Here is a 21,184-nt window from a genome sequence, read left to right on the forward strand (position 1 = left end):
ATCAGACTAAAAACCACTATAAAATGTATCGATGTACCCTTTAAGCTTCTCAGTAACGCGTGGAATCAGAGCTTTCCGCTGTAAAAGCGTCGGTGGGGTTTCCATCAAAGCTACAACCTCTTCTCTCAGAGGATCTTTATTATTGTGGATCATACGCTCCACTAGACTCTTAATATGGTCAGGGATGAGTTTTTCTTCTTTGCACAAACCATCCAATGCCTTCAGTTTCTCCACTTCCCAGTAAGCTTCGAAAGCATCACTAACTTGCTCCGGGGTCTGCACATTATCGAGATTAGACTGGATAAACTGGTCAATCAGTTCCTGTTTACTACGCAGCTCCGGTGTGCCACCAAGGAGATCCATAATAGCTTTATACTGATATTCGTAATCTTTACCTTTATCTGCGCCCTTTAATTTAGCTAACAACTGAGTGATATAAAGCACGTTTATTTCATCGCGATGAATCAGCTCAAGCTCGAAATCCACATCATTGAGTATCGATTCTTTCTCAACAACATTATTGGATTTAACCTTGTCGTACAGGTCCAGATACTTGCTCTTGTAGTCTTCAAACTCTTGCTCGTCGATCTTCACATCATCAAAATCAAAATCTGCGAAGCTACTGAGTATATTGCGAAGGCGCATCAGTTCACGGAATGCCTGAATAAAAGCCAACTCCTGCTCTTCATCGGCCAGATCATCAACACTATCCAGGTCTGGCGCTATCGCTAGCAGCTGGCCATAGGCCTTATTAAAGAGTTTCACGAAGTCATCATAGGGCGGCATAATCACCGTTTCCTTGGCCTCTTTATTCGAGAACAAGGTCAGAGCATCATCAGTCGCCGTCTTCAGGTTACGGAAAGAAATAATATTACCCTGGGACTTCTGCTCATTGAGTATTCGGTTCGTCCGTGAATAAGCCTGAATCAAACCATGATGTTTAAGATTCTTATCCACATATAAAGTATTGAGCGGCGGGCTATCAAAACCGGTGAGGAACATATTCACCACCAGCAGAATGTCCACCTTGCGCTCTTTGACCTTCTTGGAGATATCGTTGTAGTAGCTATAAAACGACTGACTGTCTTTTGTGGTGTAACTGCTGCCAAACATCTCATTGTAGTCGCCAATAAACTGTTCCAGTTTATCGCGACTATGGGTAAAGCTATTTGCAGCATAGACACCTGCAGCTTCGGCCACGCCATGTGTCTGAACGGTTAGACCGTCACCCACTAACGCCTCAGCCTCATCCAGATTATCAAGAAAACCATCAGCGTCCGGATCTTCTTCGTTAGCGGCATAGGAGAAAATAGTCGCGATGCACAACTGATGCTCTCCTGCCTCCTTCTTACGCTGAAACAGCTCGTAATACTTAATGAGCACATCTACACTGCTCACGCAGAACATAGCGGTAAAGCTTTTACTCTGTGTTTTACGGCTATGATTAGCAATAATGTAATCGGTGATTTTCTCCAGCCGCCGCTCATCCTCAAGCAGCTCTTTGGTGTCTATACCTTCAACCTCGATATCAAGGGCGTTTTTGCTACCGGCTTTCTGCTTGTAACGCCCTACATATTCCACACCAAACTTAAGTACATTCTCATCTTTAATGGCATCAACAATGGTGTATTTATGCAGGCATTCACCAAACAGATCTTTGGTAGTGTACTTTCGCGAAGCTTTTCTATGGGCATTCTGAGCAAAGATTGGTGTGCCGGTAAAACCAAACATCTGATGATTATTGAAAAAATTAACAATCCGCTGATGGGTATCACCAAACTGGCTTCGGTGGCATTCATCAAAGATAAATACAAGGCGCTGATCTTTTACCCCAGCCATCTTCTGAGTGTAGCGCTTATGGCTGATCACATTGTTGAGCTTTTGAATGGTAGTAACAATCAGCTTGATATTGCGTTGGGTGTTTATCGCATTGCCATCTTTATCCAGCGGTGGCGGTGCGTCGATAAACTGATTAAACAATACCTTGGTCTTATCCGTACCATCCACGCAACCTTTAGAAAAGGCATTAAATTCCTTGCTGGTCTGAAAATCCAGATCCTTGCGATCCACCACGAACACCACCTTATCTATATCAGGAGATGCGGTAAGAATCTGAGCAGTTTTAAAGCTAGTGAGAGTTTTCCCGGAACCCGTCGTGTGCCAGATATAGCCGTTATCTTTGGTCGTTGTTACCTGCCTGACTATCGCCTCAGTGGCGTAAATCTGATATGAACGCATCGCCATTAAATAACGGCCCGTCTCATTCAGCACGATGTACTGATTGAACATCTTATTTAGATGCTGGCGGGTGAGGAATTCCTCAGTGAACTGATCCAACTCTGTAAAGCGTTTACCGTGCTCATCAGTCCAGAAGAAAGTCTGCTTAAAACTCTGGTTCTTATTATTGGCGTAATACTTGGTATTAACACCATTAGAAATCACAAACAGCTGCACATACTGAAATAGCCCATAACTGGCCCAATAGCTGTGGCGCTGATAGCGCTGAATCTGATTAAAAGCCTCTTTCATCTCCAGGCCACGACGCTTCAACTCAACTTGCACCAGAGGTAAACCATTGACCAGAATAGTCACGTCGTAACGGTTTTTATAACGCCCTTCTACCGTTACCTGCTGAGTAGCCTGCCACTGATTTGCATCATGATCTTGGTGCAAAAACCGCACATAGCCTGAGCTGCCGTCCTCTTTATCGAATTGAAAACGATCCCTGAGAGTTTTGGCTTTTTCAAAAATGCTACCTTTGGCCAGATGATTTAGTATCTGCCTAAACTCATTCTGGCTTAGCTGTATGTCATTAAGCTTTTCGATCTGAACTTTAAGATTAGCCAACAAGCTGGCTTCATCGGTAACACTGACTAACTCAAATGACTGCTGTTGCAACTGTTTCAGCAACTCGGCTTCCAAGGCGGCTTCAGACTGTGTAGACATGGTTTTCCTTAACTCAGCAGCGGCCTTACGCAGTTTTGACCGCTGTCACTATTCGCTATTAATCAGGTAAGAACTTTATACAAACATTTGTTGCAGCAAACCTTGTTTGTAGGCTTGGGTTTGTTCTATCTGCTGCTGAGATAGATTGATTTTTCTGTCCAACTCCTCAGAAAAACAGGCAATCTTTTGCTGCTCTTTGTCGCAAGGAATCTTTACTTTTATATTCTTCATCTCGTTAAATGAAAGCACTGTTTGTGATGTCCCTACGCTGTATTTTCCAAAAGTTCTCTCATAAATTCGACTTAACTCAATAAAGAACTGATTCACACCGTTCCTCATTTTAAATACTGGATAATAAGTACTGATAACTCCAATCTCACCAGTATCATTAAGATTAAAATAAAATCGTCGATCATCACTTCGCGATCTATAAGTAATATAACCTTTAGGTACTACGTTAAATCCAATATTAGATCGTTCAATCAATCGACTTTCTCTAAAGTAATCTTGTTGACGAACAATCCCTGATCTAGCCGAAGTCAATACTTCATGCTGATCTTCAATTTTCGACTTTTCCCTATACTCTTCTAAATGATTCCCAAGACAATCTTTTTTCCAATCAGGAAAGTCCCGCCCATGTTCATCTTTAAAACGCAGTTTCTGACTAAAAAGCTGTTGCATGATGCCTTTTTTATATTTAACTAGCTGCTCATGCTTTTGTTTTAGCTGGCTGATTTTTTTATCTACGCTAGAAAGGAAGCTAGAGATTTTCTGAGATTCATTTAAGCGAGGAAGATCTAATCTAAACTTTCTCTGAGCAGTTATCGGAACTTGCAAACGCGTAGATTGAAATTTAACCCTATGGCATTGATGGATGAACGCGTCAGTTTCAAGAAGAAATTTAAAAAAGTGATTGCTAAGCTTCTCTTCATCAAATCTAAAATAAGTAACTGTTGTACTTAAAACTACAAAGTCATGATTTGTTTTTAATAATGAAACGGGCCCAACAGTAGCATTATGAGCAAATAACACATCACCGTCTCTTGCTATCCCCTTTTTAAATTTAGCCGCTCTAGATAAAGGAAGTCTTTTACATTTTTCAAAGTCAACCTCGCCATTTACAAGATTATTTGCAGCGATGTATGGAACACCTTCTTCTGAAAACTCTTCTGAACGAGGGTATAACTCTCCATGATTTCCATCTAGGTGACCTATTATTGCCTTGCTCTCAATGAGTTTGGCAATAATTATACTCTTCCATTCCTCGCTGAATTCTGGAAACCTTAACTGAGGCTCTCTTCTCTGTGCATTTGTCATATCCACTTCCTAAGGTGTCTGAATGCCAAGCTGCTTACAAAAATCCGCCAGCTGTTTATCCACACCGTCAAGCTCGGTTTCAATCTCTGAAATAGCTTGAGCTACCACTGCCAAATCAACCGGCTCCTCTCCTTCAAAAGTATCTACATAACGAGGAATATTCAGGTTGTAATCGTTATCTTCAATACTACTCTCTATACCGCTCAAGGCTGTATCTTCAAGCAGCTCACCGTTTTCATCCTGCTGGGATTTGATAGGTGCAACAAAGGCAAACTTATCGATATTTTGGCGCTGGGTGTAAGCATCTATAATCTGGTCGAGATCTTCATCGCGCAGATAGTTTTGGTTAGTAGCCTTACCGAAATTAGCGCTGGCATCAATGAAGAATATATTTTCAGTGTTCTTTCGATTTTTTTTAAGCACCAAAATACAGGTAGGAATACCTGTGCCAAAAAACACATTGGCCGGTAAACCAATCACCGCATCTAAAGCATTATGTTGCTCAATGAAGAATTTGCGTATGTGCCCTTCCGCTGCACCACGGAACAACACCCCATGAGGCAAGACTACAGCCAGCGTGCCGTTTTCATCCAACTGATGGTACATGTGCTGCACAAAAGCAAAATCGGCTTTACTGGCTGGCGCCAGTTTGCCGTAATCCTGAAAACGTTCATCGGTTAAATGACCAGCAGCGGCTGACCACTTTGCAGAAAACGGCGGATTAGCCACTACTGCATCAAAGCGTTTATCGGTATGGTGTGGGTCTTCCAGGGTGTCGTCCTGCTGAATATCAAAGCGGCTGTAATGCACGTCGTGCAATATCATGTTCATGCGCGCCAGATTGTAGGTACTGGGGTTAGACTCCTGACCAAAGTACTGCAAATTTTTGCTTAGTTCTGCGCCATTTTTACGACCGGATAGCTCTCGCGCGACCCGCAATAACAGAGAACCTGAACCACAGGTAGGATCGTACACACTGCGAATATCATCACGCCCATGAGTGACGATTTGTGCCAGTAACTTAGACACCATTTGCGGAGTATAAAACTCGCCGGCTTTTTTACCAGCACCGCTGGCAAACTGACCAATAAGATATTCGTAAGCATCACCAAGAACATCAATTTCGGTATCTTCCAGAGCAAAGTCAATGGCATCAAGATGCGTGAGTACCTTGGTAATTAATTCATTCTTTGCCTTCTCAGTCTTACCCAGCTTGTTAGACGTCAAATCCAGATCATCAAACAGACCGTTAAAGTCATCTTCTGATTCTGATCCCATAGTCGACTGCTCGATATGGCGCAGCACTTCTGTCAGCGATTCGATGATAAATTCACCGTTTTCGCCTCTTTCAGCAATTACATGGAACAGCTCACTGGGCTTAAGGAAGTAGCCCAAATGATCAATAGCCTCTTCTTTAACAGCCTCCAGTAGCTCCTGCCCCTGCTTACTCTCTTCATCCAGCTCTTCAAACCTAAAGCCATCTGCTTGTAGGATGTCGTCAGCATACAGATGAATCTTTTCAGAGAGGTATTTGTAGAAAATAAAGCCGAGGATATAGTCGCGAAAATCATCCGCTGCCATATTGCCACGCAGGGCATTGGCGATATTCCAGAGCTGTTTCTCTAAATTCTTCTTATGCTGTTCTACCATTGGCTTTTATCTTTACTCTAATTATTGGGTTAATAATGCTGGCCGTATTGGCGGTTGTAATGTCTCTATACTTTTTTCGAGATCCCCAAAGTACGCCTAACACATACCTGCCTAAATACACCTAAAATCCTGAATAATCTCAGCCTACCGCTTCCAACCTAGCATCAATCTTTAGGCATACTTCAACTTCTGGCTTTGATGTTAAAACCATCCCAGGTTCCTTAAATACTTTTGAGCGCAAAAATTACTCGCTAAAAAAGTCCGTATCTATCGACTTAACTTCATAGCTTTGTTTCGTCGATACGCCCAAGTTATATTTAACCATCAGCTCGGCCAGTTTCTTTCCGTCAATGAGAACAACCTTTTTCTCAATCATCTGGCAGTATTCTTTGGCCTCACTACTGAACTGGCTGGTTGTAATAAAGACGCCTTTACGCGCGCGCTTCATTTCTAACGCACCAACAAAGGCTTGGATATCTGGCCGACCTACAGTGCTATCGCTATAACGCTTTGCCTGCAAATAGATAGTATCTAGACCTAACGGATCTTCATTTATCAAACCGTCGACGCCACCATCAGCCGTATATTGTGTTGCTGCTCCTGAGCTTTCACTCCAACCGCCATAGCCCATCGCTTGTAACAGCTGTACAACTAAGCCTTCGAGGAAGTCCGGTGTTTGTTGCTTAACCATATCCAGAAGCTCATCAGCTAAGCTACTTTGAATCTCTTCAAATGCTTCATCCAAGCGTTCCTGAGGATCTTTTTCACTAACTTCAGGCGTGGCCGTTGATACTGCTTTATTGGAAGCGTCATCGGATTTGCTTTTAACCTGATGAAATTCCAGAAACGCTGGGAATTGTTTCAAATACCGTACATCCACCCGCTGCGGACACTCTTTCAAGGCTATAAAGCCTAACGGTGTAATCTGAATCAACCCACGACCAGGAGCTTGCGTCAGACCTGCTTTATTCATATAGGTACGGGCCCAAGCCAGGCGGTTCTTTATATAAGATTGCTTGCCTGAAGGTAACTTTTCTCGAATCTCATCTTCGGTTAGCTCAAGATAAACACAAACACGTTCAACCGTTTCATTGAAGTTATGCACAGCACCGTCTTCAACCATTACTAATAACGGCCGCATGCAGGATTGAAAATCAGGGATAGCCACGCAATCTCTCCTTATCGCGCAGAAAAACAAAATAGAAATCTATCACTTACGACACGTTGGTACCACAACACAGATCATGCATTCTAAGTGCAAATATCACTGAAGTTTAAACAAATGGGCACGAAGTGGGCACAAGAAGTAGATAAAAACGAAGTTTTGAGATTTGAGAAACAAGCCACGAACGTAACTTATTGATCTTAATGGTCGGGATGAGAGGATTCGAACCTCCGACCCCATGCACCCCATGCATGTGCGCTACCAGGCTGCGCTACATCCCGACACTGGCCTGAACAGGCCTTAGAAGAAGCGAAATAGTACGCTAACTTTCTGTTTTTTAAAAGCTCTTTTTTAGGCTTGTGCGGCCGCTAAATATTCGGTTATTTCTTGAGCAATTCAGGCGCGTATGCGCCTGATTTGTCGCGGGTTTTCTTCCCTTACATCACGACCTTGGTGCGGTTGTGCAGCAGGCGGTTGAGCCGTTTACGCAGGGCGGTGATTTCATCGCTAGGATGCAGGGGTTCGCTGTGTACCGCCATGAAGCGGTCGGCGAAATCGATGCTGCGCAGTACGCTGGCGTAGCGCCACATGAGGCTGTGGAAATCTTCAGGGTCCGGTTCGTTGCCGGCATCCCAGTCTTTCAGCAAGTGTATGAATTCACCCTGGGCGCTGCCGAACAGGCCCATGGTGCCAATGTCCAGCACCCGGTAGTTGTACAGCCGGCTGAGGTTTATGCGGGCGTCGAGTGTGGTGAGTGTGGGGGTGTTGTCTTCCTGTGTGCATGAACGCAGGGTATACACTGTGTTATCGATCTGATGGTTAGCCATACCTGGCCTCCTGTATATTTCTTCGATATAACGCCTCAGTCCGTGAGGTGTCGGGAGGTTCGAAACGGCTACACAGAGACCGCGGGCTTATTCCCCACAAGGGGTTTTATATTCACCGCCCTCCCGACATAACGGGAGTTTGTACCACATTTGTGGCACAAAAAAACCAACGGCATTACCGCTGGAAAATCTACTGTGTAAGAGGTTTCGACGCCTCAGGGGTCACTATGAGTCTATTAGAGACACAGGTCAACTTGGCTGTTCACGTGCCAGAAAGGCCGCAGGGTGGGATATTTAAGTGTTACTAATCAAGGGCATGGGTGTAGACCAAAAAAAGCCTCAGAACAGGCCTGAGGCGCTCAGAGCGAATATTCTCCCACTGAGTTACGCGGTGCTTTAGCGGTTTAGAAAACAAAAGAGACCCGGGTGGGTCTCTGTAGGGTGTGGGCAGTTGGCCGCTGAGAGGGCTATCTGGCAGATCTTAAGCTAGGAGCTCTTAAGCTGCTTGTTGATGTCTTCCAGCTCGTTAATCATCTGCCGCAGCAGTTGCTTATACTTGCCGGCATCATCCCCTGCCTGTTCGCCGCTGAACCATTGGCGGGCACCGTTAATGGTGTAGCCCTGGTCATACAGCAGGCCTCTGATCTGGCGAATAATCAGTACATCCTGCCGCTGGTAGTAGCGACGGTTGTTCCGTTTCACCGGGCTGATCTGTTCGAATTCCTGTTCCCAGTAGCGCAGCACGTGCGGCTTAAGGTCACACAAAGACGCTACTTCACCAATGGTGAAGTAGCGCTTGTTTGGAATGGGTAATTGATCTTCGTAGCTGGGTTCAGTCGCCGTCATAGGCCTCTACACGGTCCTTTAACTTCTGTCCCGGTTTAAAGGTGACAACCCGGCGGGCAGAGATTGGTACTTCTTCTCCGGTTTTCGGATTACGCCCCGGCCGCTGCCGCTTGTCACGCAGATCAAAATTCCCGAAGCCAGACAGCTTTACCTGTTCATTATTCGCCAGGCTGTTACGGATCTCGTCAAAAAATGCTTCGACAATATCTTTAGCTTCGCGCTTGTTCAGGCCAAGTTCTTCATACAGGCGTTCGGCCATTTCAGCTTTCGTTAAAGAACCCATAAAACTTACCCCTATCGATTACTCTCGTAATGTAGCACCGTACTGTTTCTGCAGTTCAGACACAACAAAATCAATGACTTCGTTGATTTCTTCATCATTAAGAGTGCGCGATGGATGCTGCCACGTCAAGCCGAGAGCCAAGCTTTTTTGCCCCGGTTCTACGCCTTTACCCTGGTAAACATCAAACAAAGTCACCGATTTGAGGAATTCACCGCCCTGCTGGCGGGCAATTTCCCGCACTGACTCAAAGTTGATTTTTTCATCAACCAGCAGCGCCAGGTCGCGACGTGTTTCAGGGAACTTGGAGAGGCTGTCAAAGCGTGGCAGTTTGCCGTCCAGTACTGAGGCCTGATTGATCTCAAATACGAACACAGCGCCGTTGAGGCCCAGAGATTTCACCAGTTCAGGGTGCAACGCGCCCATGTAACCGACGGTTTCACCGTTACGCTGGATCGCCGCTGACTGACCGGGGTGCAGCGCCACATGGCGTGCTGCAACGAAGCTGAACGCTTCAGGGGAGCCACCCAGTGCCAGAATGGATTCGACGTCGCCTTTCAGGTCGTAGAAATCCACCGGTGCCGCATCGCTTGCCCAGCCTTCTGCCAGACGCGAGCCGCTGATAATACCGGCAATGACGTTTTCCTGAATCAGTTCTTCACCGTTAGGCAGGAAGCGCTGACCCGTTTCAAACAGGCGTACACGGCTCTGCTGACGGTTCTGGTTGTATTGCAGTGCTTTCGCCAGGCCCGGCATGATGGTGGTCCGCATGACCGCCATTTCTGCAGAGATCGGGTTCGCCAGTGCAACGGCTTCGTGCTGGTCGTCAAACTGTGCTGCCAGGTTCTTTTCGATGAAGCTGTAGGTGATCGCTTCCTGATAACCGCGAGCTACCAGTTGACGGCGCACGTCGTGCAGATCCAGCTGGGATTCATCATCGGCAATGATGCTCAGTTCAGCAGTCGGTACTTTAACCGGCAGGTTGTTGTAGCCGTATACCCGCGCCAGTTCTTCGATCAGATCCACTTCGATGCTGATGTCGAAACGGTAGGAAGGCACTGCGAATGTCCATGTGCCTTCGCCACGCTCAACAATTTCCAGACCCAGACGGGTGAGGATTTCTTCAATTTCTTCTACCTGCATTTCAAAGGCCAGCAGCTGGTTAACCTTGCTCTGGCGCAGGGTTACCTGGCGGGCGCTTGGCAGGTCAGCTTCGCTAACGGCTTCAATAACCGGGCCAACTTCACCGCCGACGATGTCTAATAACAGCTGAGTGGCACGCTCGGTGGCTTTGCGCTGCAGCTGCCAGTCTACACCACGCTCGTAGCGGTGGGAGGCATCGGTGTGCAGGCCGTAAGAACGGGCTTTACCGGCAATGGCGATCTGGTCGAAGAAGGCACATTCCAGGAAGATGTCTTTGCTGTCAGCGGTTACACCGGTGTCCTGACCGCCGAAGATACCGGCCATGGCAACCACGCGTTCTTTGTCGGCAATGATCAGAGTATCGGTGGTCAGCTCAACTTCGCTGCCGTCCAGCAGGGTCAGCTTTTCGCCGGCTTCCGGGTAACGGACAACAATGCCACCCTTCAGGGTGTTCAGGTCGAAGGCGTGCATCGGCTGGCCCAGTTCAGCCTGTACGTAGTTGGTCACGTCAACCACAGGGTCGATGCTGCGGAAACCGAAACGTTCCAGACGTTCAACCATCCACTGCGGTGCCTTGGCAGACATGTCCACATTGCGGATCACTCGGCCCAGGTAACGCGGGCAGGCTTGCGGCGCTTCCAGCTCAATGCTGAAGGTGTCGTCAATCGCTGGGGCAACGGCGTCTACTTCGACAAAGTTAACCGGTACCTTGTTCAGTACACCCACTTCACGGGCCATACCGGTGATCGACAGGCAGTCACCGCGGTTCGGTGTCAGGTCGACGTCGATGATTTTGTCATCCAGCGACAGGTGTTCACGCAGGCAGGTACCCACCGGCGCATCGGCCGCCAGTTCCATGATGCCGGCAGCGTCTTCAGAGATGTTCAGTTCATTTGCGGCACACAGCATGCCGAAAGATTCAACCTGACGCAGTTTAGCTTTCTTGATTTTAAAGTCTTTGCCATCCGGGCCAGCCAGTACGGATCCTACAGTAGCAAAGGCTGTTTTCAGGCCGGCACGGGCGTTAGGCGCACCGCAGACTACCTGAACAGTTTCGTTGCCGTTATTCACCTGGCACACACGCAGCTTGTCGGCGTTCGGGTGCTGTTCGGCGCTGATGATTTCGCCCACGATCACGCCGCTGAATTCACCGGCAACCGAAAGGATGTCATCAACTTCAAGGCCTGCCATGGTGATCTGGTCAGCAATGCCCTGGGTATCTACTGCAGGATCAACCAGTTCCCGCAACCACTTTTCACTGAATTTCATAGTAATTTTCCGATATCTGTAAGCGTAATAAAGTCACTCAGGCTCAGTTGAACTGGCCGAGGAAACGCAAGTCATTTTCGAAGAACAGGCGCAGGTCATTAACGCCGTAGCGGAGCATCGCAAGACGCTCTACGCCCATACCGAAGGCAAAGCCGGTATATTCTTCAGGGTCGATACCAGAGTGTTCGAAGACTTTAGGGTGGACGATGCCGCAACCCAGTACTTCCATCCACTTGCCGTCGCCGCGGTCGATGTCCACTTCGATAGATGGCTCAGTGAACGGGAAGTATGAAGGACGGAAACGTACTTTCACGTCTTCTTCAAAGAATTCACGCAGGAACTGTTCCAGGGTGCCTTTCAGGTCCGCAAAGCTGATGTTTTTATCCACAATCAGGCCTTCTACCTGGTGGAACATCGGCGAGTGGGTCTGGTCGTAATCGTTCCGGTATACACGGCCCGGGCAGATAATACGGATAGGCGGCTTCTGGCTTTCCATGGTCCGCACCTGTACACCGGAGGTGTGGGTACGCAGCAGGGTGTTTGCATTGAAGAAGAAGGTGTCGTGCATAGAACGCGCCGGGTGATGCGACGGAATGTTCAGTGCTTCGAAGTTGTGATAATCATCTTCGATTTCAGGGCCTTCAGCCACGCTGTAGCCGATACGGGCAAAAAACGATTCGATCCGTTCCAGGGTTTTGGTCACCGGGTGCAAACCACCCTGCGACTGACCACGGCCCGGCAGGGTTACGTCGATCGTTTCTTCTGCCAGCTTTGCTTCCAAAGCGGCGGATTCCAGGTTCTGCTTACGGCTGTTCAGCACGTCCTGCAGGGCCTGTTTTGCTTCATTGATTTTAGCACCCGCCTGTGGGCGTTCCTCGGCCGATAATGCGCCAAGGCCTTTCAATAGCTGGGTAAGATGACCTTTCTTACCCAGATACTGAACACGCACCTGATCCAGGTCCTGAGTACTTGTGGCCTGTTCAGCAGCTGCTTTGCCTTCTGCTAACAGGATTTCAATGTTTTCCATTTATGGCTCCAAATAAAAATAGGGGAAGAGCTTGCACCCTTCCCCTATTACACATTCAATGCTCAACTAAGCGTTGCTTAGTTAAAGGTGTCTTACAGTGCAGCTTTAGCTTTTTCGACGATCGCAGCAAAAACCTGCGCTTCGTGTACAGCCAGATCAGCCAGCACCTTACGATCGATTTCGATAGATGCTTTCTTCAGACCAGCGATAAAGCGGCTGTAGGACAAACCATTGATGCGGGCAGCAGCGTTGATACGAGCGATCCACAGCGCGCGGAACTGACGCTTACGCTGACGACGGTCACGGTATGCATACTGACCTGCTTTGATTACTGCCTGTTTAGCAACGCGGAATACCCGGCTGCGAGCGCCGTAGTAACCTTTTGCTTTTTTCAGGATTTTCTTGTGACGACGGTGTGCTACTACACCACGTTTTACACGTGCCATGATATTTCTTCCTAATTAAAAATTGTGACTACTACGAGCTTAGATGTAAGGCAACATACGCTTGATCAGCTTGGTGTCCGCTGCATGAACCTGCAGTAATGGACGCAGCTGACGCTTACGCTTAGTAGACTTTTTAGTCAGGATGTGGCTTGTGAAAGACTGCTTGTGCTTAAAGCCGTTCGCGGTCTTCTTAAAACGTTTCGCAGCACCGCTGCAAGATTTCATTTTAGGCATTACTAAATCCCCACGCATTCGTTAGTTATGTTTCGTCTCAGACAACACAAAACCCGCACCGACTCCGAAGAGGTGGTACGGGCCTTAATGAAGTAACCGAGATTACTTTTTCTTTTTCGGAGCTATGACCATAGTCAGTTGGCGGCCTTCCATTTTTGGACGCTGCTCAACGGTACCAAGCTCAATCAGGTCCTGTTCGACCCGATTCAACAGCTTCATACCTAACTCCTGGTGTGCCATTTCACGGCCGCGGTAACGCAGGGTTACCTTGGCCTTATCGCCACCTTCCAGGAAACGTATCAGGTTGCGTAGTTTTACCTGATAATCCCCATCTTCCGTATTCGGACGGAACTTCACTTCCTTGACCTGCATCTGCACTTGCTTTTTCTTCTGTGCATTTGCTTCTTTCTTCTTCTCGTACAGGTATTTACCGTAGTCCATAACCTTACATACGATCGGATCAGAATCAGAAATCTGAACCAGGTCAAGTTCAACTTCTTGGGCCGCTTCTAAAGCGTCCTTGAGAGGCACTACGCCTATCTGTGTTCCATCGGGACCAATCAATCGACACTCGCGGGCGCTGATGTTCTCATTAATCGGCGGCTTGGACCGCTCATTGCGCCCTCTTCTGTTATCGCGCTTGATAGTGGTATCTCCGTAAAAATTAACTAAACCTTGCGACCTTTGCTGGCAACATCTTGGCCAAGGTGGTCACAAAACTCTGCAATCGACAAAGTGCCGAGATCTTCACCGGTCCGGGTACGAACTGCCACGGTGCCGGTTTCAACTTCCTTATCGCCGACAACCAGCAAATAAGGAACCTTAGATATTGTGTGCTCGCGGATTTTAAAGCCGATTTTCTCATTTCTCAAGTCCGCTTTAGCAAAGAATCCAAGATCTTGTAACTTTTCTTCGATTTCACGGCAATAATCGGCCTGTTTATCGGTAATATTCATAATTGCGACCTGCTCAGGTGCTAACCAGGTCGGTAATGCACCGGCCGAGTTTTCAATCAGAATACCGATAAAGCGTTCAAATGAACCCAGAATCGCACGGTGTAACATAACCGGCGTTTCACGCTCACCCGCTTCGTTCACAAACTGGGCATTCAGACGGCCCGGCATTGAGAAGTCCACCTGAATAGTACCGCACTGCCATACACGACCCAGGCAGTCTTTCAGTGAGAATTCAACTTTAGGGCCGTAGAAGGCACCTTCACCCGGCAGTTCAGCCCAGTCCAGACCGGCCGCGTCCAGCGCGTCGCCCAGTGCTTTTTCAGCCTTGTCCCACACTTCGTCAGAACCCACACGCTGTTCAGGGCGGGTAGACAGTTTGTAAATCACTTCGTCGAAACCGAAGTCAGCGTACACTTCGTGCAGGAAGTCGATGAAACGGGCTACTTCTTCCTGAATTGCATCTTCAGCACAGAAGATGTGAGCATCATCCTGTACGAAACCGCGGACACGCATAATGCCGTGCAACGCACCAGACGGTTCGTTACGGTGGCAGCAACCGAATTCAGCCAGACGCAGTGGCAGATCACGGTATGAACGCAGGCCCTGGTTGAATACCTGAATGTGGCACGGGCAGTTCATTGGCTTAACCGCAAAGTCACGGCTCTCAGAGTGCGTAGTAAACATCTCTTCTGAGAACTTGTCCCAGTGACCGGACTTCTCCCACAGGGTACGTTCAACGACCTGCGGGGTTTTGATTTCGTCGTAACCGTGCTGGCGCTGCTTGATGCGCATGTACTGTTCGATGGTCTGATACAGCTTCCAGCCGTTCGGGTGCCAGAACACCATGCCCGGTGCTTCTTCCTGCAGGTGGAACAGGTCCAGCTGCTTGCCCAGTTTACGGTGGTCACGCTTTTCAGCTTCTTCCAGCTGGTGCAGGTAGGCTTTCAGTTCTTTCTTATCGCGCCATGCTGTGCCGTATACACGCTGCAGCATTTCGTTTTCAGAGTTACCGCGCCAGTAAGCACCGGCAACCTTCATCAGTTTGAAAGAACGCAGGACACGGGTGTTTGCCACGTGCGGGCCACGGCACATGTCGATGTATTCTTCGTGGTGATACAGGCCAACTTCAGTCACGGACTCATCCAGACCGTCAATCAGCTCAACCTTGAACACTTCACCACGGTCAGCAAAAATCTGACGTGCTTCAGCAACCGGCGTCATCTTCTTAACAACGTCGTAATCTTTTTTGATCAGTTCCTGAACGCGTTTTTCCAGTACTACCAGATCATCCGGTGTGAAGTGGTGCTCGCTGGATACGTCGTAGTAGAAACCATTGTCGATAACCGGACCGATCGCCATCTTTACATCCGGGTAGAGCTGCTTCATAGCATGCCCTAACAGGTGCGCAAAAGAGTGACGGATAATGTGCAGGCCGTCTTCATCCCGAGGGGTTACGATAGCAACTTCAGCGTCCGTGGTGATAAGTTCGCAGGCGTCAACCAGTTCACCGTTAATACGGCCGGCAACCGTGGCTTTCGCCAGGCCAGCGCCAATATCAGCAGCAACTTCTAATACAGTAACCGGGTTAGCAAACTCACGTTTGCTGCCATCAGGAAGCGTAATAATAGGCATTGAATTTCCTTTTTTTCTCAGTGGTGGCCCATACCAGAGGCCACTTAAGCACAGGGGTGCAGCACGGCGGAATGGCAGGAAGCCAGCCGACATACCCACACGACAGTACGGTATCTAAAAATGAACGCGGAATTGTACGTGATTGTTCTCTAAAGAGGTAGCCTGTAAAGGCAGCCTGACGGGGATTTTTTATGATTTCCCTCAGCATTTCAGGAAATTACTGACCAGCCGGTAAAACCCGTTTTTCAAAATCACGCTGCACGTGCTGCACTAAGCGGCCAAAACCACTATGATCAGGCCTTTATTAACAGCCACAGAGGTACGCCCGTGAACCCCGTTTATCAGGATATACATATGCAACTGGATGGTTTGCTTGAGGGCGAAACCAGCTGGATCAGCAACCTGGCGAATACCTCTGCCCTGCTGTGGATGTACCTGCCGGACATCAACTGGGTCGGCTTTTATATCCGCAAAGATGACGAACTGGTGCTCGGCCCGTTTCAGGGTAAGCCGGCCTGTACGCGTATCCCGATTGGCAAGGGCGTATGCGGTACCGCCGCGGCAACCCTTGAATCACAACTGGTCATGGATGTGCACGAATTTCCCGGCCATATCGCCTGCGATGCAGAGTCTAATTCTGAAGTGGTGATTCCCATCGTCCGTAACGGTAAGCTGATTGCCGTGTTGGATGTGGACAGCCCGGACAAAGCCCGTTTCACCAAAGGGGATGTGGCAGGGCTGGAAAAAGTCGTCGATATTATTCTGCGCCACCAAACCGCCGAGTAACCTTATGCTGCCGGAGATTCTTCAGCGGTATCCTGAAATGCAGGTACCGGCTGACCAGACGGTGCTGTCTCAGGGGCAGCATTGTGAAAACTGCTTCGTCATCACCCAGGGCTGTGTAAAGGTGTTTGGCCGCTCCGCCGAAGGCCGGGAGCTGGTGCTGTACCGGATCAACAGCGGCGAAATCTGCGTACTCACCACCGCCTGCCTGCTCAGCAACGACAGCTTTCCGGCAGAGGCCATCAGTGAAACAGCTGTCACTGCCCGGGTCATTCCCCTGCAGGATTTTCGCCGTTTGCTGGGTGAGTCTGAAGGTTTCCGGGAATTTGTTTTCGACGGTTTCAGCCAGCGCCTCGCCAACCTGATGCAACAGCTGGAAAGCATCACTCTGGCCAGCGTCGACCAGCGTCTGCTCCGTTATCTGCTCAGCAATGCCGACCATAAGCAACAACTGCATGCCACCCATCAGTACATTGCCATTGAAATCGGCAGCGCCCGTGAAGTGGTTAGCCGCCATTTGAAAAGCCTGGAAAAACAGGGGCTGATTCGCCTTCAGCGTGGTTGTATTGAAGTACTCAGGCAGGCAGAGCTGAGCGCGATGCTCCCGGAAAGCTGAGACACCTCCCAGGATGTGACCCTCCGCTTACGACCAGTAATTATTCGCCATCGCCACGGTCTGAAAGTTAATTGCGATTACCTGCGAAGAGGCGATCAGACTGTTGGCATCCTGCTCATAGACCGGCCGCAACTTCTGGCGTACTTCATCTTTGGGCTGGGTGTATTTCACCCCCATACGGGCCATTTTAATCGCCAGCTCGTAACCGGCTTGCGGGTCGTCTGTTTTCAAACTGCTTAACCATTGTGTTTGCATCTTGGGGCTCTCTGTCTGTTATTAGAATTTGCTGGAAGCTTTCGACGGCTAAAACTTATTGCTCCGACAGGCGACGCCCGAATGAAACCGCATAGGCATCACGCCGGGCTTGTAATAAAGGATCTTCTGAGGGTTCAAAACCTGCGGACAGAATCAGCGGGTCATAGTTAATGTTGTCGCACGCCCCCGTGGCACTAATCGCGTTTACACTGAGCCTGGCAGCAACAACTTCCTGATGCTCCCCTTCCCACGGCAGGGCTGCATTGGCGACGACATCCTCCGGATTAGCAAGGGTCACCACCATGTTCCACTCAACCGGCCCCGCATCGAGGTTTTGCACCATATTGCTGTAGAAGAAGTCCTGCCCCTGAGCAACCGTAATACCTTGTTTTACAACCGGCACGAACGACCACCTGACAGCGGTTTTCTGCCCCTGCGCATCCACCAGATAAAAACTGTTAATACTGTTATAGGTAGTACCTTCATAAGAGGTCAGCTGTTTCGTTTTCTGTTTATTGTGTGCACTGAAGCGTTGTAAATCCGGGTTGGCCGCCTTGAACGTTTTCACCGCCGCTTTGCCCTGCGCCTTTGCCACCATCAGATCGGCAAAGGCCTGCGGCGTAGATACCGGGAAAAAGTCCAGTGTATTCATCGACATCCGGTGATTGGTGCCATCGCTCAGGTTAACTGAAAGCCCCATACCGTATTCAGCCGGCACATTATCCGCCGCCTTTGCATTCCCACCTTTATGTGACAGCCGCCCGATCACCTCCGATTCACCCGTAAACAAAGGGCTGACAGAATATTGTTGAATGCCGTTATCTACCGGGCTCAACGTTGCCGAAAAGCAAAAACCTTTGGTGTGATTTCGCCGCTCCCCTGCCGTCACCCCAAACACCTTTTCGAACGCGTCGACGGTTTTAACCGCCGTTGACCCGGCAACAACCGGTAAAGAAACATTCAGGAGTACCGCCGCCCCCAGATAACTGTATTGTTTAAGCATAATTCACCTCACCATTATTACGCACAAAATATTAGCTCACTTATAGTTCGCTCACTAACTATATGCCAGCAAATATTGCATGTCTATTCATTAGTGATCAGAATAGCCAGCTCTTAGGGTCCTTCTGGGGAAAAAACGTGTCCGCCGCTAAGTTAGACGACCAGCTTTGCTTTGCTCTTTATTCTGCTTCCAGCCATATGACAGCCATCTACCGGCCGTTACTCGAGCCGCTGGATCTGACCTATACGCAGTTCATTGTGCTGATGGCACTCTGGGAAGAAGACGGCATTTCTATCAGCGAACTGGCCAGCCGGGCCGGTCTGACAAAAGCAACCATGACACCGCTGCTGAAACGGCTTGAGCAGAAAGATCTGATCCGTCGTGAAATGAGCGCCACCAGTGAACGGCAAAAACAGATCATCCTGACCCCGCAGGGCCGGGAGATATCTACTCAAAGCAAAGCCATTACCACTCAGGCATTCTGCGAAACCGGATTAAGCGAAACAGAAGCCCGGCAAATGATCGATTTGTGCAATAAACTGGTGAAATAGCCCCTGTGTGACTAAGTCACAGATCTCTCCTGCGCCCAGCCTTACACTGCCGGCAACACTTAAAGGAGAGAAGCGCATGTGTAAGAACCTTGGAAGTCTGGACCGCAGCCTGCGGTTAATTGCCGGTTTGGTGTTAATCAGCCTGGTATTCATTGGCCCGCAAACACCCTGGGGCTGGATCGGCGTTGTCGGCCTGCTGACCGCCGCCATCGGTTATTGCCCGCTGTATTCCCTGTTCGGTTTCAGCAGCTGCCCGCTGAAACGGAACAGCTAAAGGCTGTACCCCACCCGGTAGCGCTGCGGCTTGAAAATAGCTGCGGGTTGCAGATCGCTGCCGGACTGTCAGGCGAGCGGGGCTGGATTACTCATTGGCACTGAGTTGTTTAAGGGTATAGAGAATATGATTGGTCGCGGCTTCCCGGGCGGCGTCCGGGTCACGGGCCATCACCGCCTGATGGATGCTGGCATGCTGGGCCCGGATGCCGTCCGGATAGCGGCCACGCTTTTTCAGGGTGCGTGACAGCACCCCGTAAATCGCGTTAAAGAACCGGCTGTAGAAAATCTCACTGAAAGACACCACCAACAAATGCTGCGACGCTTCGGCGATCAGCATATGAAAACGCAGATCCTCTTTCGCCTTGGCCAGCGTGGTTTCACCTTTATCCCGTTTCAGTAGCTGCTGATATTCCCGGTCCACCCGGGCCAGCTGTTCATCGGTTGCCCGCAGCGCCGCATAATAGGCCGCTTCCCCCTCCAGCATGGCACGCACTTCCAGCACCTGTTGCTGAAACTCCGGATTATCCCCCAGCCCTTCCAGCGGCATATCAAAGCAAACTTCCAGTAGGTTATTGCAGTAGGTTTTGCCCCCCGGACGTACGCTGATAAAGCCTTCGCTTTCCAGCTGTCCCATGGCTTCGCGCACGGTGGAACGGGACAAACCCAATGAGTCAGACATGCTCCGCTGTGACGTCAGCGCCTGCCCCGGCAGGTATTCGCCCCGGAAAAAGGCTTGCTTGATATCCTGAACCAGTTGCTCGCTGCGCAATATCGCCATGGGTGTATTGTCCTGATTTCAAAGCAGAATCCGCCGGCTTTCGTCTGGCGGCCAGCAATATGTGGAAAATCCGGGACCCAAATTGGTCAGACCGGTTTCCCGGATATCATATCTTTTTAACATCCCCTTTACTATCGTGCTCAAAAGGCCGGCAACATGACCGGACCGACAAGCGCCAACAACAAGAAAACGATAAACGGAATACTGGCCGCCACACTGGCCACCGTCATTATCGGGGAAGTGCCATATGTCTCAGCAACACACCCCGCAGACCGCATCGCCAAATGTGGGTCTGTTCATCACCTGCCTGGCGGATATGTTCCGCCCCAGCATCGGTTTTGCCACCGTTAAACTGCTGGAACAGACCGGCTGCCGGGTCAGCGTACCGGAGCAGCAAACCTGCTGTGGCCAGCCGGCCTATAACACCGGTGACCGCCGCACCAGTGCAGAAATCGCCCGGATGACCATCGATGCCTTTGCGGGCTATGAATATCTGGTGGCCCCGTCCGGCTCCTGTGTTGGCATGATTAAGTACTACCCGGAACTATTCGACGCCGAAGACCCGTATCAGCAACAGGCTCAGGCACTGGCGGATCGCAGTTATGAAATCACCAGCTTCCTGTTCGATGTCATCGGCATTGAGGCCCTGCAGCAACAACTGCAACAACTGACCATTCCCCGCACCGTCACCTATCACGACTCATGCTCCGGCCTGCGTCAGTTAGGCATTAAGCAACAGCCCCGTGAATTGCTGAAACAGATTAACGGCCTGCAGATTGAAGAAATGACCGAAGCCGAAACCTGCTGTGGCTTTGGTGGTACCTTCTGTGTGAAATACCCGGAAATATCCAACCGGATGGTCAGCAATAAATCTGAGTTTATTAACGGCAGCGGTGCCGACACCCTGGTCGGCGGTGATCTGGGCTGCCTGCTGAACATGGCCGGCAAACTGCAACGGCTGGGGAAAGATAATCCGGACACACTGGTTGAAGCCCGCCACGTGGTGGAGATCCTCGCCGATATGCTCGACACACCGGGCATTGGCGAGCAGGATGTGCGCCGTCTGCAAGCGGCCAGCTCTTCTGCAGATTTGTCTGCAGATTTGTCTGCAGACTTTGCACTGGGCACAGAACTTAAAAGTTCTGCCGCACAATCTGAAACCACGCGCTGAAGCTGACTGAGGT

Annotated in this window: 21 protein-coding genes and 1 tRNA gene; 5 read left to right on the forward strand and 17 right to left on the reverse strand. The window is 49.4% G+C overall.

The genetic code is table 11. The annotated features are described in order from the left end of the window. Nucleotides 1–6: 6 nt before the first annotated feature. The 14 genes from PCI15_RS17080 to thrS form a co-directional block, all read right to left on the reverse strand. Nucleotides 7–2,946: a type I restriction endonuclease subunit R gene (locus tag PCI15_RS17080; protein ID WP_271271140.1), complete on the reverse strand. Its 2,940-nt coding sequence runs from the start codon at nucleotides 2,944–2,946 to the stop codon at nucleotides 7–9. Between the two features lie 75 nt (nucleotides 2,947–3,021). Further along, nucleotides 3,022–4,263: a restriction endonuclease subunit S gene (locus PCI15_RS17085; RefSeq protein ID WP_271271141.1), complete on the reverse strand. Its 1,242-nt coding sequence runs from the start codon at nucleotides 4,261–4,263 to the stop codon at nucleotides 3,022–3,024. A 9-nt stretch (nucleotides 4,264–4,272) separates the two neighbouring features. Further along, entirely contained in the window at nucleotides 4,273–5,913 is a 1,641-nt protein-coding gene (locus PCI15_RS17090) for a type I restriction-modification system subunit M (protein WP_271271142.1), read from the reverse strand. A gap of 244 nt (nucleotides 5,914–6,157) precedes the next feature. Further along, a complete protein-coding gene (locus PCI15_RS17095; protein ID WP_271271143.1) occupies nucleotides 6,158–7,081 on the reverse strand; it encodes a restriction endonuclease in 924 nt (307 codons plus the stop codon). A 201-nt stretch (nucleotides 7,082–7,282) separates the two neighbouring features. After that, nucleotides 7,283–7,359 (reverse strand) — tRNA-Pro (locus PCI15_RS17100). Nucleotides 7,360–7,515: 156 nt separating this feature from the next. Beyond that, nucleotides 7,516–7,905, reverse strand: coding sequence for a hypothetical protein (locus PCI15_RS17105; protein ID WP_271271144.1), 390 nt, complete (start codon nucleotides 7,903–7,905; stop codon nucleotides 7,516–7,518). A 486-nt stretch (nucleotides 7,906–8,391) separates the two neighbouring features. After that, complete coding sequence (locus PCI15_RS17110) at nucleotides 8,392–8,751, reverse strand: MerR family transcriptional regulator (RefSeq protein ID WP_271271145.1); 360 nt, start codon at nucleotides 8,749–8,751, stop codon at nucleotides 8,392–8,394. Continuing rightward, complete coding sequence (ihfA, locus tag PCI15_RS17115) at nucleotides 8,738–9,034, reverse strand: integration host factor subunit alpha (protein ID WP_205658112.1); 297 nt, start codon at nucleotides 9,032–9,034, stop codon at nucleotides 8,738–8,740. Before ihfA ends, PCI15_RS17110 begins: the two co-directional genes overlap by 14 nt. 18 nt (nucleotides 9,035–9,052) lie before the next feature. Further along, on the reverse strand, nucleotides 9,053–11,443 hold the full coding sequence (gene pheT / locus PCI15_RS17120) for a phenylalanine--tRNA ligase subunit beta (protein WP_271271146.1): 2,391 nt from the start codon (nucleotides 11,441–11,443) through the stop codon (nucleotides 9,053–9,055). Between the two features lie 43 nt (nucleotides 11,444–11,486). After that, nucleotides 11,487–12,470: a phenylalanine--tRNA ligase subunit alpha gene (gene pheS, locus PCI15_RS17125; protein WP_271271147.1), complete on the reverse strand. Its 984-nt coding sequence runs from the start codon at nucleotides 12,468–12,470 to the stop codon at nucleotides 11,487–11,489. A 92-nt stretch (nucleotides 12,471–12,562) separates the two neighbouring features. Continuing rightward, complete coding sequence (rplT, locus tag PCI15_RS17130; RefSeq protein ID WP_205658109.1) at nucleotides 12,563–12,916, reverse strand: 50S ribosomal protein L20; 354 nt, start codon at nucleotides 12,914–12,916, stop codon at nucleotides 12,563–12,565. Between the two features lie 39 nt (nucleotides 12,917–12,955). Next, nucleotides 12,956–13,150, reverse strand: coding sequence for a 50S ribosomal protein L35 (rpmI, locus tag PCI15_RS17135; RefSeq protein WP_271271148.1), 195 nt, complete (start codon nucleotides 13,148–13,150; stop codon nucleotides 12,956–12,958). Between the two features lie 102 nt (nucleotides 13,151–13,252). Next, on the reverse strand, nucleotides 13,253–13,795 hold the full coding sequence (gene infC, locus PCI15_RS17140; protein ID WP_271274640.1) for a translation initiation factor IF-3: 543 nt from the start codon (nucleotides 13,793–13,795) through the stop codon (nucleotides 13,253–13,255). A 23-nt stretch (nucleotides 13,796–13,818) separates the two neighbouring features. Next, nucleotides 13,819–15,738, reverse strand: coding sequence for a threonine--tRNA ligase (thrS, locus tag PCI15_RS17145; protein ID WP_271271149.1), 1,920 nt, complete (start codon nucleotides 15,736–15,738; stop codon nucleotides 13,819–13,821). A 354-nt stretch (nucleotides 15,739–16,092) separates the two neighbouring features. On the opposite strand from thrS, the gene msrC reads away from it, so the two are divergent. Together msrC and PCI15_RS17155 are read left to right on the forward strand one after the other, a co-directional pair. Continuing rightward, nucleotides 16,093–16,524: a free L-methionine (R)-S-oxide reductase MsrC gene (gene msrC, locus PCI15_RS17150; RefSeq protein WP_271271150.1), complete on the forward strand. Its 432-nt coding sequence runs from the start codon at nucleotides 16,093–16,095 to the stop codon at nucleotides 16,522–16,524. 4 nt (nucleotides 16,525–16,528) lie between these two features. Further along, the gene (locus tag PCI15_RS17155; RefSeq protein ID WP_271271151.1) at nucleotides 16,529–17,137 is read left to right on the forward strand and encodes a Crp/Fnr family transcriptional regulator; all 609 of its coding nucleotides are present in this window, start codon (nucleotides 16,529–16,531) and stop codon (nucleotides 17,135–17,137) included. 27 nt (nucleotides 17,138–17,164) lie between these two features. Here PCI15_RS17155 and PCI15_RS17160 read toward each other — a convergent pair whose 3' ends face one another. Beyond that, nucleotides 17,165–17,392, reverse strand: a complete 228-nt coding sequence (locus PCI15_RS17160) for a hexameric tyrosine-coordinated heme protein (RefSeq protein WP_271271152.1) — start codon at nucleotides 17,390–17,392, stop codon at nucleotides 17,165–17,167. A gap of 55 nt (nucleotides 17,393–17,447) precedes the next feature. Next, on the reverse strand, nucleotides 17,448–18,395 hold the full coding sequence (locus tag PCI15_RS17165) for a catalase family peroxidase (RefSeq protein WP_271271153.1): 948 nt from the start codon (nucleotides 18,393–18,395) through the stop codon (nucleotides 17,448–17,450). 137 nt (nucleotides 18,396–18,532) lie between these two features. Here PCI15_RS17165 and PCI15_RS17170 point away from each other — a divergent pair, with 137 nt between their 5' ends. Next, nucleotides 18,533–18,946, forward strand: a complete 414-nt coding sequence (locus PCI15_RS17170) for a MarR family winged helix-turn-helix transcriptional regulator (protein ID WP_271271154.1) — start codon at nucleotides 18,533–18,535, stop codon at nucleotides 18,944–18,946. A gap of 76 nt (nucleotides 18,947–19,022) precedes the next feature. Next, the gene (locus PCI15_RS17175) at nucleotides 19,023–19,220 is read left to right on the forward strand and encodes a YgaP family membrane protein (protein ID WP_271271155.1); all 198 of its coding nucleotides are present in this window, start codon (nucleotides 19,023–19,025) and stop codon (nucleotides 19,218–19,220) included. An 87-nt stretch (nucleotides 19,221–19,307) separates the two neighbouring features. Here PCI15_RS17175 and PCI15_RS17180 read toward each other — a convergent pair whose 3' ends face one another. After that, nucleotides 19,308–20,000 carry a FadR/GntR family transcriptional regulator gene (locus PCI15_RS17180; protein WP_271271156.1) on the reverse strand — a complete coding sequence of 231 codons (693 nt, stop codon included), beginning with the start codon at nucleotides 19,998–20,000 and terminating at the stop codon, nucleotides 19,308–19,310. A 247-nt stretch (nucleotides 20,001–20,247) separates the two neighbouring features. On the opposite strand from PCI15_RS17180, the gene PCI15_RS17185 reads away from it, so the two are divergent. Beyond that, nucleotides 20,248–21,171 (forward strand): (Fe-S)-binding protein, encoded by a 924-nt coding sequence (locus PCI15_RS17185; protein ID WP_271271157.1) that lies wholly within the window; start codon nucleotides 20,248–20,250, stop codon nucleotides 21,169–21,171. The last annotated feature ends 13 nt before the right edge of the window (nucleotides 21,172–21,184 follow it).

Source organism: Aliamphritea hakodatensis (assembly GCF_024347195.1).
In the GTDB taxonomy this organism is placed as follows: Bacteria; Pseudomonadota; Gammaproteobacteria; order Pseudomonadales; family Balneatricaceae; genus Amphritea; species Amphritea hakodatensis.

Excerpts from the sequence above, each read along its gene's own strand:
- PCI15_RS17155 (WP_271271151.1), top strand. The coding sequence starts at position 16,529 with ATGCTGCCGGAGATTCTTCAGCGGTATCCTGAAATGCAGGTACCGGCT.
- ihfA (WP_205658112.1), bottom strand. The coding sequence starts at position 9,034 with ATGGGTTCTTTAACGAAAGCTGAAATGGCCGAACGCCTGTATGAAGAA.
- PCI15_RS17110 (WP_271271145.1), bottom strand. The coding sequence starts at position 8,751 with ATGACGGCGACTGAACCCAGCTACGAAGATCAATTACCCATTCCAAAC.
- rpmI (WP_271271148.1), bottom strand. The coding sequence starts at position 13,150 with ATGCCTAAAATGAAATCTTGCAGCGGTGCTGCGAAACGTTTTAAGAAG.
- PCI15_RS17085 (WP_271271141.1), bottom strand. The coding sequence starts at position 4,263 with ATGACAAATGCACAGAGAAGAGAGCCTCAGTTAAGGTTTCCAGAATTC.
- rplT (WP_205658109.1), bottom strand. The coding sequence starts at position 12,916 with ATGGCACGTGTAAAACGTGGTGTAGTAGCACACCGTCGTCACAAGAAA.
- PCI15_RS17180 (WP_271271156.1), bottom strand. The coding sequence starts at position 20,000 with ATGGCGATATTGCGCAGCGAGCAACTGGTTCAGGATATCAAGCAAGCC.
- pheS (WP_271271147.1), bottom strand. The coding sequence starts at position 12,470 with ATGGAAAACATTGAAATCCTGTTAGCAGAAGGCAAAGCAGCTGCTGAA.
- PCI15_RS17185 (WP_271271157.1), top strand. The coding sequence starts at position 20,248 with ATGTCTCAGCAACACACCCCGCAGACCGCATCGCCAAATGTGGGTCTG.
- PCI15_RS17175 (WP_271271155.1), top strand. The coding sequence starts at position 19,023 with ATGTGTAAGAACCTTGGAAGTCTGGACCGCAGCCTGCGGTTAATTGCC.
- msrC (WP_271271150.1), top strand. The coding sequence starts at position 16,093 with ATGCAACTGGATGGTTTGCTTGAGGGCGAAACCAGCTGGATCAGCAAC.
- PCI15_RS17080 (WP_271271140.1), bottom strand. The coding sequence starts at position 2,946 with ATGTCTACACAGTCTGAAGCCGCCTTGGAAGCCGAGTTGCTGAAACAG.
- PCI15_RS17165 (WP_271271153.1), bottom strand. The coding sequence starts at position 18,395 with ATGCTTAAACAATACAGTTATCTGGGGGCGGCGGTACTCCTGAATGTT.
- PCI15_RS17160 (WP_271271152.1), bottom strand. The coding sequence starts at position 17,392 with ATGCAAACACAATGGTTAAGCAGTTTGAAAACAGACGACCCGCAAGCC.
- pheT (WP_271271146.1), bottom strand. The coding sequence starts at position 11,443 with ATGAAATTCAGTGAAAAGTGGTTGCGGGAACTGGTTGATCCTGCAGTA.
- thrS (WP_271271149.1), bottom strand. The coding sequence starts at position 15,738 with ATGCCTATTATTACGCTTCCTGATGGCAGCAAACGTGAGTTTGCTAAC.
- PCI15_RS17090 (WP_271271142.1), bottom strand. The coding sequence starts at position 5,913 with ATGGTAGAACAGCATAAGAAGAATTTAGAGAAACAGCTCTGGAATATC.
- PCI15_RS17105 (WP_271271144.1), bottom strand. The coding sequence starts at position 7,905 with ATGGCTAACCATCAGATCGATAACACAGTGTATACCCTGCGTTCATGC.